The organism is Natrarchaeobius versutus, assembly GCF_041205745.1.
In the GTDB taxonomy this organism is placed as follows: Archaea; Halobacteriota; Halobacteria; order Halobacteriales; family Natrialbaceae; genus Natrarchaeobius; species Natrarchaeobius versutus.
In genome coordinates this window covers 21,770-37,592 of the sequence record NZ_JBGFCC010000013.1, presented here as the reverse complement: position 1 = coordinate 37,592, position 15,823 = coordinate 21,770, and the positions used below count along the sequence as shown (strand labels likewise).

The window sequence follows — 15,823 nt, the reverse complement described above, 5'->3', positions numbered from 1 at the left end:
TCAGTTCCGGTGAGAGTGCGACCCGAGCGGCGGTCTCACGGCACATCGCGACAGTAATCCGTATGAGACGGAGAACCGTACCGATCGCGACAAACCGTCCGTGGCTCCGCTCGAGTCAGGCCCGCTTTGGGACGAGTCCCGATCCAAATCCTTTTGCTGGTATTGTGCAACGATTGAACTGAATGGGAACGGACAGCGACGAGGGGATCGACACGCAGGAGGCCATCATGCGAGCGACCTATCGGGCGCTCTGTAAGCACGGCTACGCGAACTTGACGACCCAGGCGATCGCAGACGAGTTCGACAAGACGAAAGGCGTCATCCACTACCACTACGACACGAAGGAGGCCCTCCTCGTCGCCTTCCTCGAGTACTTGCTCGAAGCGTTCGAGCAGAACATCGCCGTCGACGAGCGGGCGGATCCCGACGAACGGCTCCGGACGTTGATCGAAACGCTCCTGTTCGGCCCACCCGAGCGCGGCGAGTTCGACCACTGGGAGTTGATGACCGCGCTTCTCGAGGTCCGCACCGAAGCGCCGTACAACGAGGAGTTTCGACGACAGCTCACCCGAAACTACGAGACGGTCGAAGCGACGCTCGTCGCGATCGTCGAGGAGGGAATCGACGATGGAACATTCCGCGAGGTCGAGCCGGAACTCGTGGCGACGCTGTTGCTCACCTGCCTCAACGGCGCGCGCATCTACCAGGTGACGCTCCAGCGCGACGATATCGCCGACGGGACTCGAGAGAGCCTCGAGGCGGTCATCGACGGCTGGCTTCGCCGCTCGGAATCGGCCGTCGAATCGACGTGATCCGGCGGTTTCCCTCGGCGACCGTCAACGAAGGTCGGTCACTCCGAGCCGTCATACGGTTTCCTGTCAGTCAGTTCCGGCGCAACCGCCGCCCGGGTCGCGGTTGCAACGGTGGACTCGCTGCACTCCTCTACCGAGACTCGTCTCACACGGTTCGACTCACCGCCGGGACATCGGGACAGTAATCCGTATCAGTCGGCGTGATCCGACGACCGCTCCGCGCCCGGCACCTCCAGTTCGACGTTCGGCAGGAACTGACCCGTCTCGTGGTGGACGCCGGCGAGCAGGACGAGGCCGGCGAGGACGGGGAGGAGCGCGCAGACGACGTAGATCGGTCCGAAGCCGACCACCTCGATCAGCGGCAGGGTTGCAAGGGGCCCGAGTCCGCCGCCGACGTCGCCGAGAACGTTGTTGGTTCCGACGGCTCGACCCATCCGTTCGTCGGGCGTCAGATCCGCGAGCAACGCCATCAGCGGTCCGCTCGTTCCGCCCTGGCCGGCACCGATGAACAGACACGCGACGACGAGTGTGAGAATCGAGTCGGCGAACGCGAGCAGGACGAATCCAGCGAACGTCGTTCCGAGGAACGTGACGAGAATCGGAATACGCGAACCCCGGCGATCGCTCACGTAGCCGCCGAGGAACATGAACGCCGCGGCCGAGAGGACGGTTACCGCCATGAAGATCCCCGACGACGCCTGGGCATCGAACCCGAAGACGCCGAGGTCGTTGTGATCGAGAAAGAGGACGAGCGTCGAGAACAACGCACCGAGGTAGGCAAAGAGGACGGCGAAGTTGACGAAGCCGACCGTCAGCGCCGGCACGCTGACGTCGACGTCCCACGGTTTTACCGACCGGTGTTCGTCGCCCTCGACGTGTGTCTCTGGAATCGTCGCGTACGCGACGCCGCTCGCGACGACCGCGAAGGCGGTTGCAACTGCGAACGCGGCGACGGTACCCCAGAACTCGCTGATAATCCCGCCGATGACGACGCCACTCGGGAAGCCAAAGAGAATGCCACCCCTGATCAAGCCCATGTTCGCGCCCCTCGAGGTGCCGTCGCTGACGTCGGCGGCGATCGTGTACGCCGTCGCGAAGACGAACGCGCTTCCAACCCCCCAGATAACGCGAGAGCCGAGAAACCACGCTTCCGGGAGGTCGGGGAGAAACCACAGTTCGGGTCGTGCGGCGACCATCGCGACGACGTAACCGAAGGTGGCGACACTTTGGACGACCATGCCGACGACGAACGGCGTCCGCGTTCCGACGCGGTCGACGAGCACTCCCGCCGGTGCGTTCGCGAACAGTCGAGAAAACCGGTTCGCGCTGAGGATCAGTCCGACGAGAACGGGTGAAATGCCGAGTAATACGCCGAGGTTCGGCAAGATTGGGAAGATCACGCCGCCACCGAATCCGACGAAGAACGTACTCATGATGACCGCGGCGACCACGACGTACATCCCTGGGTCCGCGTCGCTCGCGGACGGAATTCGGCCGACGAGCCGCCCAATCCTCGAGCCCACGCTATCGGGCCTCGCGTGTGGAAACTCCGTTCTGGCTCTCGGCCGAATCGGCTCGGAGAGCATCCTCGAGACGACGTTCGTCTCCGGTTGTCGCGACGGTACGCATCTAGCTAACCAGTTAGTCAGATCCGTTGAAAAGGGTTTTGGATGTGTATACCCCCACAAAACGGTCGGATGGGGAGAATGACCAGATGTGGGAAACGGCTAGACACGGCGAACGACCAGGTATAGGGAGCGGCCGAGTACGGGGAACGACCAGGTATAGGGAGCGGCCGAGTACGGCGAATGCTCGAGTGCATCGAGTACCGTCGTCGACGGTCGAAACGGATCGTGAGTGTGTGGTCGACCGGGACGGGAACCAAATCAGTCGTCGACGGTCTCCCGAAGGTCTTCGTAGATCTGTGGATCGGTTCGGAACTTGAGGACGTTGTGGACGACCGAGTTTCGCAAGTTCGCGACGAACTCGCCGTGTTCCTTGTAGAACTCGTGGATCCACCGGGAGACGTCCGCTCGACTCCGGAACATCATGATCGCCTTCCACTGGTACTCGCCGTCGGAGAGGAAGAAAAACAGGGTGTGTTTGTCGTCCCGGACGTACTCCATCGCGTCTCGCCAGTTGTCGGCGAAGTTCTCGGGGTTGAACTTGAACTCGAACAGTGCGAACGTGTAGTACTCCTCGTTCGGGATGATCGCTTCTCGAAACACGCCCTGATCACGCATTCGTCGAATCGATTCGCTGACGGTGACGTGTGAGACGTCGATGTCGTAGCGCTCCGCCAGTACGTCGGTCAGTTCTCGGGAGGAAAGCTGTGGATCTTCCGAGAGTTCACACAGAATCGCGATATCGCGATCCTTGAACGTCCAGTTCGGTGTGTCGTTCATAGCTTCGAAGTGGTCTGCCGTGGTCTGATTGCGTGTTCGATTCGCCGAGTGCTCCTCGAGGCGCCCATATCCGGACTATCACTCCGCGTGGGCAGAATCCATTTGGTCCGGCGCCGATCAACCGCGTCCCCAGTTTCGGTGTACACTGTCTCCACCCATCGGTTCGTTTCGTTTCCACTGTAAAGATTATTTGGGAAACATTTCCGAGGAGAGACCATTCATTATAGCCACGTCAATAAGGGAAGTATATTATTTTATTGTATTAGTGGTTTCGATCAGGTAACTGAAATTATATAATTTCATTCGAGTGATCCGCCCGTCGTCGAAGTGTCGAGTCTGTATCGCAGTCTTGGGTCCTAATGGTGACCGAGTCGAGAGACTCGAACGAAAGGAGAGGATGCTGGTTACGCAGTGAGCGAGCCGATCCCGGCAGGAGTTGTACTACTTTCGAAAACGAACACGGAGCGCGCCCAGATCGCCGTGTGTGGCAAAAACGGACGAGACGAACCGTCCACACCGAACGTTATGTTCGCTCTATCGGATTTTCGACGGACCGCACATACACCGATATGATTTTTCCCATAACATAATTTCAAACAGTCACATAGATTCATCTACCGGAATTCAGACACTAACTGTCGGCGCCAAACCAGCAGGGAGTACAGGCGCTGTGGCCAGGTGTGCCCCAACGGGGGAGAGATCGTTCTGATGACGAGACGATCCACCAAACCGCACGACTCGAGCGAGTCACTCCTCGCGCTTGATGAGGAATTTCATATCCCCTTCGAAGACGACGGTGTCGTCCTGGTTCGTCATGACGGTGTCGAGTACGACGATTCCCGCGTCGTCGTGAGAGACGTCGTTCTTGTCGGTCACTTCGATCTCGAGCGAGAGCGTATCTCCGATGTAGACGGGGTTCGGGAGATCCATGTAGTTCATCCCGAGGAAGGCGTACGCCGTTCGTTCGACGATCCCACACCGGTAGACGAACCCCGTCGCGTGGACGAACGTCATCGGACCGTGGGCGATCCGTTCGCCGAAGGGGCCGTCCTCGGCGTACTCGGCGTTCGTGTGCAGTTCCGTCCAGTCGCCGCTCAGCGCCGAATGAGCGACGAAGTCCGCTTCGGTGACGGTGCGGCCGACGCTCTCGAACTCCTGGCCGACCTCGAACTCCTCGAAGTGGTGGGGCTCGTAGCTGTATGCCATACGTACTCAACCGAATCGTGCCACAAATACGTTCCGTCGAGTACCATCGCGCGAGTCGCGGTTGGCTTCGGTCACGGCGTCGAGTGCCCAACTTCGCCGGCAAGCACCCAGTGACGCGTCATCGGTGGTCGTACACCCGCTTTACTTTCCCGACTTCGGTTCGGTCGATCCCGCCGGGGTCGGCTACGACCAGTTCGTCCGGCGTGAACGAGAGCACGCTCGAGAGTCGCGCGTGGACGCGTTCGCGTAGTTCCTCGACCTCGCCGTCGAAATTCGGTTCGCGTTCGATCGTGAGTTCCATTCGATCGAGCGCTCCGTCGCGGTGGAGATCGATGCGATAGTGAGGGGCAACGGCGTCGAACTCGAGGACGACGTCCTCGATCTGGCTCGGGTAGAGGTTGACCCCCCGGACGACAATGAGGTCGTCGGCGCGGCCGGTGACGTTGTCCATTCTGACCATCGTCCGGCCGCACTCGCAGGGCTCGGACGTGAGCGAGGTGAGATCGCCGGTCCGATACCGGAGGACGGGGAGGGCCGCTTTGGTCAGCGTCGTCAAGACGAGTTCCCCTTCCTCGCCTTCGGGAAGCACTTCGCCGCTCTCCGGGTCGATCACCTCGGGGTAGAAGTGGTCCTCCCAGACGTGAAGCCCGTTTTGGGCTTCGTGACACTCGTTCGAGACGCCCGGACCGATGATTTCGGAGAGACCGTAGATGTCGATCCCGGTGACGCCGAGACGCTCCTCGATCTCCTCGCGCATCGGATCCGTACACGGTTCGGCACCGAAAATGATCGTCGACACCGGCAGATCGCGGACGTCGACGCCCATCTCGGCGGCCGTCTCCGCGAGGTACAGCGAGTACGACGGCGTACAACAGAGCGCATCGCCCTCGAGGTCCTCGAGCAGTTCGACCTGGCGCTGGGTTGCCCCGCCGCCGATCGGAATCACCGTCGCACCGAGTTCCTCGATACCGTAGTGGAGGCCCAGGCCACCCGTAAAGAGGCCGTAGCCGTAGGCGTTCTGGACGGTGTCGCCCGGTTCGACACCCGAGGCGACGAGACAGCGGGCGACGACCTCGCTCCAGACGTCGAGGTCGGCCTCGGTGTAGGCGACGATCTTCGGTTTGCCCGTCGTGCCGGAGGAGGCGTGGATGCGGCGGACGTCGGCGTCGTCGACGGCGAAGAGACCGTCGGGGTACTCCGCACGAAAGTCCGCTTTCGTCGTAAACGGGAGCGCCTCGAGGTCGTCGACTCCCTCGACGTCGTCGGGATCGACGCCCGCATCGTCGAGACGCTCCCGATAGAAGGGGACGTTCTCGTAGGCGCGGGTGACCGTCTCGCGGAGCCGTTCGTTCTGTCGGTCACGAATCTCCGCTCGCGGTGCCCTCTCGATTTCAGTATAACTCATGTGCAACCACCAATCCGATATCACTCACCAAAAATAATGTGGTATGTGCACACACCGCTGAGAGAGATCGGAACTGATAGTACGGACAACCGATTTCGCTCGATTCAGGCCTCGATCGACCGCAACGCGGGCGGTCGCTGGACGCGCTCGACGATCGGATCGTCGAAACAAAGACGCATCCGGAAGTCGTTTCCACTCCGATCGATCGTCTCGAATCCCAGCCGCCGGTAGAGAGAAAGCGCCCGCTCGTTCTCTCCGCCAACGTCGAGCAACAGCGCGTCGTGTCCGGCGTCAGCGGCGGTCGCAACGACGTGACGACAGAGTTCGGTTCCGATCCCGCGGCCGTGAAACGCCGGATCGACGAAGACGACCATGTGCGCTTCGGCGCTCGACGACGGAGCGTACGCGGCGTGGCCAACGACCCGGCCGTCGTTCACCGCGACCAGCGCAGTTCCGCGTTCGACCAACCGCTCGAGCCAGGTTTCGATTCGCTCGCGGCCGATCGGTGGGAGCCCCATCGATCGGTGTCGTTCCGGATACGCGTCGTACACGTCGACGAGGTCGTCGAGCCGTGTCGACGTGAGTGGTTCGACGAGCATCGGATCCCCCTGCTCGTCGACGAACCGTGGGCAACGAGGTGGACACCTCGGCGTTCCATCACACCGCGTCGCATCCCAGGCCGGGCAGGTGTCGGTCGGTGTGGTCATACCACGACATTGGTATGCACACACAATCAACGTCGGCCCGAACCGGTTCGGCGGGTGTTCGAGCCACCATACCCGGCGGTGATCGAGTGTCGATACCTGCCACAACCATCATATAAAACCACGACAAATAGGGGTCGATTTTTATGACCTCTTGTAATCTACTGAAGGTATGTCCCGAGATGGCACACACCAGGGGAGCAGGCGCCAGGTTCTCGAGGCCGTGACGGCTGGTGGGGCGGCCGGACTGCTCGGACTCGCGGGTTGTGTTGGCGACCCCGAGGAGGCTGGCAATGGGAACGGTACCGACGATCCCGAGACCGACGACGGCGATCCCGACGAGACCGAAACGGAGTTCGATACGGTGCAATTCGGGGTTCTCGAGCCGTTCACGGGTGAGTTCAGCGACCTCGCGGAGGAGCGCCACCAGGGAACCGAACTGGCGATCGAGGAGATCAACGAGAGCGACGAGTACGACTTCACGATCGAGTACAGCGAGTACGACACACAACTCGATCCCGCAACCGCAACTCAGCGCGCCGAACAGGCGGTCCAGTCCGACGACGCGCAGTTTATCACCGGCTGTATCTCGAGTTCGGCGGCGCTCGCGATCAACGACTTCGCGCTGGAAAACGAGGTCGTCTACACGCCGGGTGCGGCGGACGTCTCGATCACGGGTTCGGAGTGCAACGAGTACGTGTTCCGCTTCGAGACGAACACCGCCCAGATCGCGGAGGTGATGGCTCAGTGGACCGCCGACGAACTCGGCGATCGGATCTTCTATCACATCGCGGACTACGCCTACGGCGACTCCGTCCTGGAAGAAGTCGAAATCCGGATGGAAGCGATCAGCGACTCCTACGAGCAGGTCGACGTCACCCGCTCCGATCCGGGATCGACGGATTTCGAGGCGTTCATCAGCCAGATCGCAAGCGCCAGCGACGAGGCGGACGCGCTCGTCGTCGGCATGACCGGTGCCGATCTTGCGATCTTTCTTTCGCAGGCGGAGGCCCGCGGCCTGCAAGACGAGATTCCGATCGTGACGACGACCGGTTCGTTCTACGCCGTCAGGGCCGGTGCGGGCGAAGGTGCATACGATATCTACAGCGGCGTCCGATACGTTCCAGACCTCGAGACGGGCGACAACCAGGAGTTCGTCGAATCCTACGAAGCGGCCTACGACGACGTGCCGGACAACTTCTCCCGGGTGGGGTACGATTCGATCCGGATGGTCGCAAACGGCATTCAGGAGGCCGGTTCCGACGATCCAACGGTCGTCAAGGACGCACTCCCGGGACTGGAACAGGAGACGATATTCGGACCGAACGAGTTCAGACCGTGCGACCAGCAGGCGATGAACCCGGTCTGGATGGGCGAGTGCGTCGAACCCGAGGAAGGCGAACTCGCGGACGTCGAACTGCTCGAGGAGCTCTCCGGCGAGGAGGCCGCCCCCGACTGCGAGGACACTGGATGTGACCTGTAACGATCTCGAGCGAGGGATGAACTGCGCCGGTCTCGAGCGAGATGTCAACGATCGCGATTCCGGCCCGGAGGCGGTCACGCACCGATGATCGGAACGATCCTCCAGCAACTGATCGACGGGCTGACGATCGGCGTCGTCTACGTTCTGCTAGCGGCTGGACTGTCGGTCATCTTCGGCGTCATGCACGTCATCAACTTCGCCCACGGCGAACTGTTCGCGCTCGGGGCGTACTTCGCACTGGCGCTGGTCGTTCCCTTCGGCGGGGCCGGCTTCTTCGTCGCGTTGCTCGTCGCGCCGCTTCTGGTCGGCCTCGTCGGCGTCGCGATCGAACGCTATACGGTCCAGCCGCTTTATGGTAGGAACCCGCTCTATCACATCCTCCTGACGTTCGGGCTCGTGTTGGTGATCAACGACCTGATCTACCTCGTCTGGGGGACGGGCAACGTCAGCCTCTCGACGCCCGCGATCCTCTCCGGGACGATCGGCGTCTTCGGGCTCAACGCCAGCGTCTACAACCTCTTCATCATCGGCTTTGGCGCCGCGATGGCTCTCGCCGTCTGGGCCCTCCTCGAGTACACGAAATACGGGCTGATCGTCCGTGCGGGCTCCCAAGACCGAGCGATGGTCAGGAACCTCGGCATCGACATCGACCGCTACTACTCGCTCGTCTTCGGCATGGGGGCGGCGCTGGCGGCCGTCGCCGGGATCATCCTCGGCGGCTACCAGACCGTCAGCCCCGAGATGGGGATGTCGATCATCATCCCGGCGTTCGTCATCGTCGTCCTCGGCGGCCTCGGGAGCTTCAAAGGCGCCGTCGTCGGCGGCCTGCTCGTCGGGATCATCCAGACGACCTTGCGGACGTACGTTCCCATCCTCGAGGGGCTCGTGATCTTCCTGTTGATGATCGCCGTCCTCTTGCTCCGGCCGCGGGGACTGTTCGGCGTCGAGATGGAAGAAGACGGCGGCGACCTGTTGACCGGCTCCGGCGGCGGCATACTCGAGTCGCGGACCCGGAGACGGCTCGGACTCGGTATGATTTGCCTCCTGGCGATAATTCCGCTCGGTGCCGGAACGCTGTACTCCGCGTACGCTGTCACGCTGATGATCGAGATCATCATCTGGGGGCTGTTCGCGCTCAGTCTGGACTTCGTGATGGGATATACGGGACTGGTCTCGCTCGGCCACGCGCTGTTCTACGCGCTCGGGGCGTACGCCGTCGCGCTCGTCTTGATACACGTCAGCGCCTCGGCGTTCGTCGCGCTCGCGCTGGCGATCGCCCTCTCGGCCGCCATCGCGTGGTTCGTCGGCTACCTCTCGATCCGCGTCTCCGGGGTCTACTTCGCGATGATCACGCTCGCGTTCGCCGAACTGTTCTACAACACCCTCTACCGTCTCGATATCACCGGCGGCTCCGAGGGGCTGTTCGGCCTCTCGACGTACTACGGGCTCGCTGGAGCCGGCGTCGAACTCTCCGAGATCGCGATCTTCGTCGGCCCGGTTATGTTGACCGGCCAGTCGCTGTTTTACTACGTCGCCCTTGGAGCGCTCGTCGTCGCCTTCTTGCTCACCCGCCGGATGCTCGAGTCGCCCTTTGGATCGGTGCTCAAGTCGATCCGCGAGAACGAACAGCGGGCGACGTTTCTCGGCTACGAGACGACGGTCTACAAGCGTCGAGCGTTCGTCATCAGCGGGGCGCTCGCGGGGCTCGCCGGCGGGCTGTTCACGCTCAACGCCGGCTACGCGACGCCGTCGTTTGCCTACTGGCTTCACTCCGGCGAGGTGATCGTGATGGTTATCCTCGGCGGCATGGGGACGTTGTACGGACCGATCATCGGAGCGGCCGTCTTCTTCGGTCTAGAGGAGCTGTTGACCGGCTTTACGGCGCGATGGCGCCTCGTCCTCGGGACGATCTTCGTCCTGTTCGTCATCTTCCTCCCGCGGGGGCTGGTGTCGCTTCCAGCCCAACTCGCACCGTACGTCTCCGGTGGCTCCGGCCCGGGTCCGCGACCGACGCCGGACGAATCGAGCGCACGAGGTGACGATTAGATGGCTCTTGAAACTCGGACGACGGAGGGAATCGAAACCGGACGAACGATCCTTCGGACGGAGGGACTGACGAAACGCTTCGGCCAATTCACCGCGGTCGACCAGGTCGACCTCGAGGTCCGGCGGGGTGAGTTTCGGAGCATCATCGGACCCAACGGCGCGGGCAAGACGACGCTGTTCAACCTCGTAACCGGGGCACTCCGAACCACCGAAGGGAGCGTCTACTTCGACGACGACGAGATCACGTCGCTCTCGCCGTCCGATCGGGTTCGGCGGGGGATCGGTCGCTCGTTCCAGATTTCGAATATCTTCGGTGGACTGAGCGTTCGCGAGAACGTGCGACTGGCCGCCCAGTCGGTCGAACGCGATCGGTACAACGTCCTCGAGGCGCTGTTCAAGCCGACCGACCGCTATCCGGGAATGAACGAGCGGACCGACGAGGTGATCGAACGCGTCGGCCTCGAGGCACTGGCCGAGGAGGAAGCCGACGCGCTCGCCTACGGCGACAAACGCCGCCTCGAGATCGGCGTCGTCCTCGCGACCGATCCCGACCTCGTCCTCTTCGACGAGCCGACCGCGGGGATGAGCGTCGAGGAGACCCAGGCGACGATCGACCTGATCGAGCGCGTCCTGGAGGACCGAACGCTGTTGTTGATCGAACACGACATCGAACTCGTGATGGATCTCTCCGATCGCATCACCGTCTTGAATCGCGGCGAGATCCTCGCGGAGGGGACCCCCGACGACATCGCGGCGAACCGCGAGGTTCAGGAGGCGTACCTCGGAGGGATGATCGAATGACCGGTTCTCTCGAGAGATCTGATCGAACGAGCGACTCCCTCGAGGAGGTGCTCGAATGAGCGCCGATCCCTTACTCGCCGTCGATGCGGTCGACTCGGGGTACGGCGAGACGCAGGTCCTCAGGGACCTGTCGCTGTCGGTCGAGGCGGGCGAGATCGTCTCGCTCGTCGGCCGCAACGGTGCCGGCAAGACGACGACCCTCCGGACGATCATGGGTATCTTGACCCCTACCGACGGGGCGATCATCTACGACGGCGAGGACATCTCGACGCTCGAGCCGACGGAGACGGCGACACGTGGGCTCGCGTTCGTCCCCGAGGATCGACGGATTTTCCCCGAACTGACGGTCCGGGAGAACCTAGAGATCGCGGCCCACGGCGGCGCGCCGGAGGCCGACTCGATCTCGGTCACGGAAGCCCTCGAGACGTTCGAGAACCTGAACGCCCGGGCCAGCAATCCGGGGTCGTCGCTGTCGGGCGGGGAACAGCAGATGCTCGCGATCGGCCGCGCACTCGTCGGCGGTGCCGATCTCGTTTTGCTCGACGAACCCACGGAGGGACTCGCTCCCTACATCGTCCAGGACGTAATGGAGATCGTCGAGGGGTTGAACGACCGCGGGATCACCGTCTTACTGGTCGAACAGAACGTCCACGTCTGCCTCGAACTCGCCGACCGAAACTACGTTATCGACCAGGGTGAGATCGTCTACGAGGGAACATCGGCGCAACTCGAGGCCGACGAGGAGATCCTCGACAGGTATCTCGGCGTCACTGCCTGATACGGACGCGGTGTGGCCACAAGATGGGCGCGGCCGTACGATCGATCGAGACAGCAGTCCGTCCGACGGCACCGCTCGAACCGCTCGTTCCGCGGAGTGTGTCAAGGCTTGTATACGCGACCGCGAAACGTCGCGACCCGCTCGCCGTCCTCGCCCGTGACGACGACTTCGTACTCCGCCGTTTGCCGGCCGACGTGGGTCTCTTCTGCACTCGCGGTGAGCGTCGTTCCCACGTCGACCGCCTCGAGATACGAGACGTTCGTCTCGAGTGCGACGGCCGTCTCCCCGTGGGAGTTCGAGGCGGCGGCGAACGCCGCGTCGGCCAGCGAGTAGATCGCCCCGCCGTGTGGCGTCCCGTGGAAGTTCGTCAGCGCCTCGGTGATCTCGAGACGGGTGGTCGCGGCCCCCGCCTCGAGCGAGACGAGTTCGATCCCGAGCGTCTCGCAGTAGGCGTCCGCTTCGATTCGCTTACGCATCGCATCGACGTCGGGCATATGGTAACTTCCGACACGGGGGTGGAAGTATCTACTGACCCACCGACACCAGACCGATCGCGAGCGTTCGACAGTTCGCCGACTCCCTGCACAGTGTTCGGGTCAGCGATAGACCTCGAAGTCAACGAAAGAGTTGTTCGAACAGTACCTCCTCACCCCGCCGAAGCCGCTCTAAGAACGCGGACTTGCTGATACCGAGTTCGGCGGCGACGGCCTCCGAGGACGCCTGACGGGGAATCTCGAAGTAGCCCATCTCGAGGGCGGTTCGGATACACTCCTCCTGGGCGGGTGTCAGATCCCAGCGCTGGCTCGGCGCTTCCTCCGCCTCCGACTGAAGTGGGTAGACCCGCTCGAGAGTAACGCCGACGGTCTCACCCGCCGCGGCCATGACTCCCTTGAGCGCGTCGCGACCGACGATGGCGCCGAAGACCGTCGCCTCGCCGTCCCGGTATCGGAGCGTCTCGATGATGAGGCCGCCGTCGATCAGCTCACGGACCACGCAGGGGTGTTTCGAGAGACAGCGATAGCGCGAGCGCCCGTCGGTTCGCGAGACGTGCAGGTACGAGATGCGGTCGTCGTCGTCGAGTATCCGCGTGAGAGGTTCACAGCGGGGCGAACTGAACTGGAGCAACTCGTAGTCGTCCGATCGGCGCTGAGGTGGTTGTGCGCGCACCTCGAGGTCGACCGTTCCGGTCGCTTCGGCGAGCGGACAATCGTCGTTCCGGATCCGGCACTCGACGGCGAGACACTCCTCGATCATGCGAACGCGTACGGCTTAACGACGGACCGGTATTTAAAACCTCGTTATATAGGGGTCAACGGCTAAGGGAATAACCGACCACAATTAAAACGAACCAATGGATCTCGAGACAGTCAAAGAGCGAGCGGGGCCGCGGGCGTTCGATCCGGCGGACGACCTCCCCGAGGAGTACCGGACGGCGGCGACCCGGATGATCGAGTTCCACGCCAACAGCGAGATCATGGGGGCGTATCTCGAGCGGCCGTTCATCCGGCAGGCGCCGAGTATCGACCGAAAATTGGCCTTTTCGGCGAAGGTCCAAGACGAGATCGGCCACGGCCAGTTGCTCTATCGCGCCGCCGAGTCGCTGGGCGTTAAGACGCGCGAGGAGATGTTAGATGACCTCGCCAACGGCGACGGCAAGTTCTTGAACTGCTTTCACTACCCGATGGAGGAGTGGGTCGAGACGCCGATGATCGCCTTCTTCGTCGACGGAGCGGCGATGCGCCGGCAAGCGACGCTCCGACGGACTAGCTGGGAGCCCTACGCCCACGCCATGGACAAGGTGTGTTTCGAGGAAGGCTTTCACGTCAAACACGGCGAGAACATCCTCGAGGAGCTCATGACGGGCTCGCGCAAGGAACAGCGGCTGACTCAGGAGGCGTTCGAGGAGTGGTGGCCCCGGATCATCCAGTTTTTCGGGCCGACCGACGACAAGAGCACCCACCACGACTTCGCCGCGTCGGTGGGACTCAAACAGAAGTCCAACGACGAGCTTCGCAACGCCTTCCTCGACCAGTACATCCCGAAAGCGAGGAGCTACGGCCTCGAGATCCCCGACGAACCCCGAATCCGGGAGCGTGACGACGGGACCTACGAGGTCGAGGAGGGCGACCTCGACTGGAACGAGTTCTTCGCGATCGCGAAAAACGAGTACGAACCCGGATTGGGCCAGATCGACGGCCGGAAGGCCGCACAGGAGGCCGTTCAGTGGGTTCGAGACACGATCGAGGGCGACGGGGCCGCCTCCGGCGGCCACGAGCTCCAGGCGGCAGACTGATCATGATCTGGGAAGTGTTCCGACAGGAGTCACAGGGCGAGTATCACACCTACTGTGGCAACGTCCACGCGCCGGATCGCGAGATGGCCAAACAGTTCGCCGCCATCCAGCACGGCCGGCGCAAGCCGACCAACAGCCTCTGGGTCGTCCCCAAAGACGAGATCGGCGAGATCGACGCCGAAGACGTCGCCTTCGGCGGCACAACGGACAAGAGCTACCGGTGGGCGACGACCTACCGCACGACCGGCGCCGATGCGCGGGAGGTCGTCGAATCGGAGGACGAACAGGCCGAAGCCGAGCGCGGACGGGGTGACGACTGATGGCCGAGACGCTCGATCCCGACGCCATGGACGCCCGCGAACGAGCGGCGCTCGAGACCCTGCTGAAGCGGCTTGGCGACGACGAGTTCGTCCTCGCCGAGCGCTACACCGAGTGGCAGGTCCGCGCGCCCACGCTCGAGTCGGACCTGGCGCTTTCGAACAACGCCCAGGACGAACTCGGCCACGCTCGCCTCTGGTACGACGTCCTCGAGGACGTCGGCCTCGAGGAACGCGAGTTGGTCTACGAGCGCGACCCAACCGATTTCCGCCACAGCACGCTCGTCGAACTCCCCTTCCGGGAGGGCGAGTGGGCCGACGCAGTGGTCCGGTCGTACCTCTACGACACCGCCGAAGCACTCCGACTCGAGGCGCTTTCTGACTCCTCGTACCCGAAGATCGCCGACCGCGTCGGCAAGATCCAACGCGAGGAAGAGTACCACCGCGAGCACGCACAAAACTGGCTCGAGCGCCTGGCGGAGGGCGAAGAGGGTCACGAACACCTGCAAGACGCGCTCGATCGGCTGTTCCCACACGCACTGACGGTGTTCGAACCGGTCAATCCGAGCGTCGAGGACGATATCGTCGACCTCGAGTTGCGGACCGCGACGCTCGAGGAAATGGGCGAGGAGTGGCTGTCGATCGTCGTCCCCTTCCTCGAGTCGCTCGATCTGGTCGTTCCGGTCGCCCAGGAGGACAGAGGGGACGGCGCTACCGAACAAGACGACTCGAGTGACGATGGCGCTCCGTTCGAGGTGACCGAGGAGATGCTTCCCGACGAACGCGGCCGGGACGGCACCCACACCGACGCCTGGTTCGACCTCCACGACGAGTTGACCCACACCTACCGAGAACTCGAGCGCTCTGAGACGACGAAGATCATGGAGAAACCCGACTGATGAGCCAAAACACGTCCGACCGCGACACCGACCCCAAACGCGAACCGGATTCCGAACGCGAACCCGATGGCGGTCTCGACGGCGCGATGGATCCGAATTCCGACGGAGCGGCGACGCCTTGCGCCTACACGGAGTATCGCGAGGGAGAGGCCGCGGAGGCGCTCCCGGCGACGGGTGAGGGTGCGACCGGCCTCGAGGCCGACGTCTGGGACACGTTGTACGCGATCGAGGATCCCGAGATGCCGATCAGCATCGTCGACCTCGGGCTGATTTACGGTATCGACGTCGAGGACGGCGAGGCGACGGTCGACATGACGCTCACCTATTCGGGCTGTCCGGCCCGGGAGATGCTCACGACGGAGGTCGAGGCGTCCGTCGCCGGGCTCGAGGGAATCGACGCGGCCGCAGTTCGGCTGGTCTGGAGCCCCGAGTGGACGGTCGAGATGGTCACCGAATCGGGTAAGGACGACCTCCGGGAGTTCGGGTTGAGCGTATGAGACGGACGGATCCAAGCGTCGAGACGGGCGGCGATGACGCCGGCGCGGAGTGTCCGTACTGCGCCTCGACGAACACCGTCCGCGAGCACCCGAAGGGGCCGTCGCTCTGTCGATCGATGCACTACTGCAACGGCTGTGACCAGCCGTTCGAACGGTTCGAGTAGCAACGTGATCGCG

General features: G+C 63.0%; 17 protein-coding genes. 10 read left to right on the top strand and 7 right to left on the bottom strand.

What is annotated here, in order from left to right; all coding sequences use genetic code 11:
* Positions 1 to 182: 182 nt before the first annotated feature.
* Complete coding sequence (locus tag AB7C87_RS22645) at positions 183 to 812, top strand: TetR/AcrR family transcriptional regulator (RefSeq protein ID WP_369731797.1); 630 nt, start codon at positions 183 to 185, stop codon at positions 810 to 812.
* Between the two features lie 191 nt (positions 813 to 1,003).
* Here AB7C87_RS22645 and AB7C87_RS22640 read toward each other — a convergent pair whose 3' ends face one another.
* The 5 genes from AB7C87_RS22640 to AB7C87_RS22620 all read right to left on the bottom strand — a co-directional run bounded on the left by AB7C87_RS22640 (position 1,004) and on the right by AB7C87_RS22620 (position 6,535).
* Positions 1,004 to 2,272, bottom strand: coding sequence for an MFS transporter (locus tag AB7C87_RS22640; RefSeq protein ID WP_369731881.1), 1,269 nt, complete (start codon positions 2,270 to 2,272; stop codon positions 1,004 to 1,006).
* 426 nt (positions 2,273 to 2,698) lie between these two features.
* Positions 2,699 to 3,217 carry an Lrp/AsnC family transcriptional regulator gene (locus AB7C87_RS22635; protein WP_369731796.1) on the bottom strand — a complete coding sequence of 173 codons (519 nt, stop codon included), beginning with the start codon at positions 3,215 to 3,217 and terminating at the stop codon, positions 2,699 to 2,701.
* Between the two features lie 747 nt (positions 3,218 to 3,964).
* Positions 3,965 to 4,423 carry a MaoC family dehydratase gene (locus AB7C87_RS22630; RefSeq protein WP_369731795.1) on the bottom strand — a complete coding sequence of 153 codons (459 nt, stop codon included), beginning with the start codon at positions 4,421 to 4,423 and terminating at the stop codon, positions 3,965 to 3,967.
* Between the two features lie 118 nt (positions 4,424 to 4,541).
* Positions 4,542 to 5,828: a phenylacetate--CoA ligase PaaK gene (gene paaK / locus AB7C87_RS22625; RefSeq protein ID WP_369731794.1), complete on the bottom strand. Its 1,287-nt coding sequence runs from the start codon at positions 5,826 to 5,828 to the stop codon at positions 4,542 to 4,544.
* Between the two features lie 104 nt (positions 5,829 to 5,932).
* Positions 5,933 to 6,535 carry a GNAT family N-acetyltransferase gene (locus tag AB7C87_RS22620; protein ID WP_369731793.1) on the bottom strand — a complete coding sequence of 201 codons (603 nt, stop codon included), beginning with the start codon at positions 6,533 to 6,535 and terminating at the stop codon, positions 5,933 to 5,935.
* 169 nt (positions 6,536 to 6,704) lie between these two features.
* On the opposite strand from AB7C87_RS22620, the gene AB7C87_RS22615 reads away from it, so the two are divergent.
* From AB7C87_RS22615 to AB7C87_RS22600, 4 genes are all read left to right on the top strand, one after another.
* A complete protein-coding gene (locus AB7C87_RS22615; protein WP_369731792.1) occupies positions 6,705 to 8,015 on the top strand; it encodes an ABC transporter substrate-binding protein in 1,311 nt (436 codons plus the stop codon).
* Positions 8,016 to 8,099: 84 nt separating this feature from the next.
* The gene (locus AB7C87_RS22610) at positions 8,100 to 10,061 is read left to right on the top strand and encodes an ABC transporter permease (RefSeq protein WP_369731791.1); all 1,962 of its coding nucleotides are present in this window, start codon (positions 8,100 to 8,102) and stop codon (positions 10,059 to 10,061) included.
* Complete coding sequence (locus AB7C87_RS22605; protein WP_369731790.1) at positions 10,062 to 10,862, top strand: ABC transporter ATP-binding protein; 801 nt, start codon at positions 10,062 to 10,064, stop codon at positions 10,860 to 10,862.
* 55 nt (positions 10,863 to 10,917) lie between these two features.
* The gene (locus tag AB7C87_RS22600; RefSeq protein WP_369731789.1) at positions 10,918 to 11,640 is read left to right on the top strand and encodes an ABC transporter ATP-binding protein; all 723 of its coding nucleotides are present in this window, start codon (positions 10,918 to 10,920) and stop codon (positions 11,638 to 11,640) included.
* Between the two features lie 101 nt (positions 11,641 to 11,741).
* Here the strand turns inward: AB7C87_RS22600 and AB7C87_RS22595 are convergent, their stop codons facing one another.
* Both AB7C87_RS22595 and AB7C87_RS22590 read right to left on the bottom strand, forming a co-directional pair.
* On the bottom strand, positions 11,742 to 12,134 hold the full coding sequence (locus AB7C87_RS22595; protein WP_369731788.1) for a PaaI family thioesterase: 393 nt from the start codon (positions 12,132 to 12,134) through the stop codon (positions 11,742 to 11,744).
* Between the two features lie 121 nt (positions 12,135 to 12,255).
* Positions 12,256 to 12,894: a helix-turn-helix domain-containing protein gene (locus tag AB7C87_RS22590; protein WP_369731787.1), complete on the bottom strand. Its 639-nt coding sequence runs from the start codon at positions 12,892 to 12,894 to the stop codon at positions 12,256 to 12,258.
* Between the two features lie 97 nt (positions 12,895 to 12,991).
* On the opposite strand from AB7C87_RS22590, the gene paaA reads away from it, so the two are divergent.
* The 5 genes from paaA to paaE all read left to right on the top strand — a co-directional run bounded on the left by paaA (position 12,992) and on the right by paaE (position 15,810).
* Positions 12,992 to 13,933 (top strand): 1,2-phenylacetyl-CoA epoxidase subunit PaaA, encoded by a 942-nt coding sequence (gene paaA / locus AB7C87_RS22585; protein ID WP_369731786.1) that lies wholly within the window; start codon positions 12,992 to 12,994, stop codon positions 13,931 to 13,933.
* 2 nt (positions 13,934 to 13,935) lie between these two features.
* Complete coding sequence (gene paaB / locus AB7C87_RS22580) at positions 13,936 to 14,253, top strand: 1,2-phenylacetyl-CoA epoxidase subunit PaaB (RefSeq protein ID WP_369731785.1); 318 nt, start codon at positions 13,936 to 13,938, stop codon at positions 14,251 to 14,253.
* A complete protein-coding gene (gene paaC, locus AB7C87_RS22575; RefSeq protein ID WP_369731784.1) occupies positions 14,253 to 15,149 on the top strand; it encodes a 1,2-phenylacetyl-CoA epoxidase subunit PaaC in 897 nt (298 codons plus the stop codon). The genes paaB and paaC overlap by 1 nt, the downstream gene beginning before the upstream one ends.
* 86 nt (positions 15,150 to 15,235) lie before the next feature.
* The gene (paaD, locus tag AB7C87_RS22570) at positions 15,236 to 15,646 is read left to right on the top strand and encodes a 1,2-phenylacetyl-CoA epoxidase subunit PaaD (RefSeq protein ID WP_369731880.1); all 411 of its coding nucleotides are present in this window, start codon (positions 15,236 to 15,238) and stop codon (positions 15,644 to 15,646) included.
* Positions 15,643 to 15,810, top strand: coding sequence for a 1,2-phenylacetyl-CoA epoxidase subunit PaaE (gene paaE, locus AB7C87_RS22565; RefSeq protein ID WP_369731783.1), 168 nt, complete (start codon positions 15,643 to 15,645; stop codon positions 15,808 to 15,810). Before paaD ends, paaE begins: the two co-directional genes overlap by 4 nt.
* Positions 15,811 to 15,823 lie beyond the last annotated feature (13 nt).

Excerpts from the sequence above, each read along its gene's own strand:
- AB7C87_RS22640 (WP_369731881.1), bottom strand. The coding sequence starts at position 2,272 with ATGTACGTCGTGGTCGCCGCGGTCATCATGAGTACGTTCTTCGTCGGA.
- AB7C87_RS22595 (WP_369731788.1), bottom strand. The coding sequence starts at position 12,134 with ATGCCCGACGTCGATGCGATGCGTAAGCGAATCGAAGCGGACGCCTAC.
- AB7C87_RS22590 (WP_369731787.1), bottom strand. The coding sequence starts at position 12,894 with ATGATCGAGGAGTGTCTCGCCGTCGAGTGCCGGATCCGGAACGACGAT.
- AB7C87_RS22635 (WP_369731796.1), bottom strand. The coding sequence starts at position 3,217 with ATGAACGACACACCGAACTGGACGTTCAAGGATCGCGATATCGCGATT.
- paaD (WP_369731880.1), top strand. The coding sequence starts at position 15,236 with ATGGATCCGAATTCCGACGGAGCGGCGACGCCTTGCGCCTACACGGAG.
- AB7C87_RS22610 (WP_369731791.1), top strand. The coding sequence starts at position 8,100 with ATGATCGGAACGATCCTCCAGCAACTGATCGACGGGCTGACGATCGGC.
- AB7C87_RS22615 (WP_369731792.1), top strand. The coding sequence starts at position 6,705 with ATGTCCCGAGATGGCACACACCAGGGGAGCAGGCGCCAGGTTCTCGAG.
- paaK (WP_369731794.1), bottom strand. The coding sequence starts at position 5,828 with ATGAGTTATACTGAAATCGAGAGGGCACCGCGAGCGGAGATTCGTGAC.
- AB7C87_RS22645 (WP_369731797.1), top strand. The coding sequence starts at position 183 with ATGGGAACGGACAGCGACGAGGGGATCGACACGCAGGAGGCCATCATG.
- AB7C87_RS22605 (WP_369731790.1), top strand. The coding sequence starts at position 10,062 with ATGGCTCTTGAAACTCGGACGACGGAGGGAATCGAAACCGGACGAACG.
- paaC (WP_369731784.1), top strand. The coding sequence starts at position 14,253 with ATGGCCGAGACGCTCGATCCCGACGCCATGGACGCCCGCGAACGAGCG.
- AB7C87_RS22620 (WP_369731793.1), bottom strand. The coding sequence starts at position 6,535 with ATGACCACACCGACCGACACCTGCCCGGCCTGGGATGCGACGCGGTGT.
- paaA (WP_369731786.1), top strand. The coding sequence starts at position 12,992 with ATGGATCTCGAGACAGTCAAAGAGCGAGCGGGGCCGCGGGCGTTCGAT.
- paaE (WP_369731783.1), top strand. The coding sequence starts at position 15,643 with ATGAGACGGACGGATCCAAGCGTCGAGACGGGCGGCGATGACGCCGGC.
- AB7C87_RS22630 (WP_369731795.1), bottom strand. The coding sequence starts at position 4,423 with ATGGCATACAGCTACGAGCCCCACCACTTCGAGGAGTTCGAGGTCGGC.
- paaB (WP_369731785.1), top strand. The coding sequence starts at position 13,936 with ATGATCTGGGAAGTGTTCCGACAGGAGTCACAGGGCGAGTATCACACC.
- AB7C87_RS22600 (WP_369731789.1), top strand. The coding sequence starts at position 10,918 with ATGAGCGCCGATCCCTTACTCGCCGTCGATGCGGTCGACTCGGGGTAC.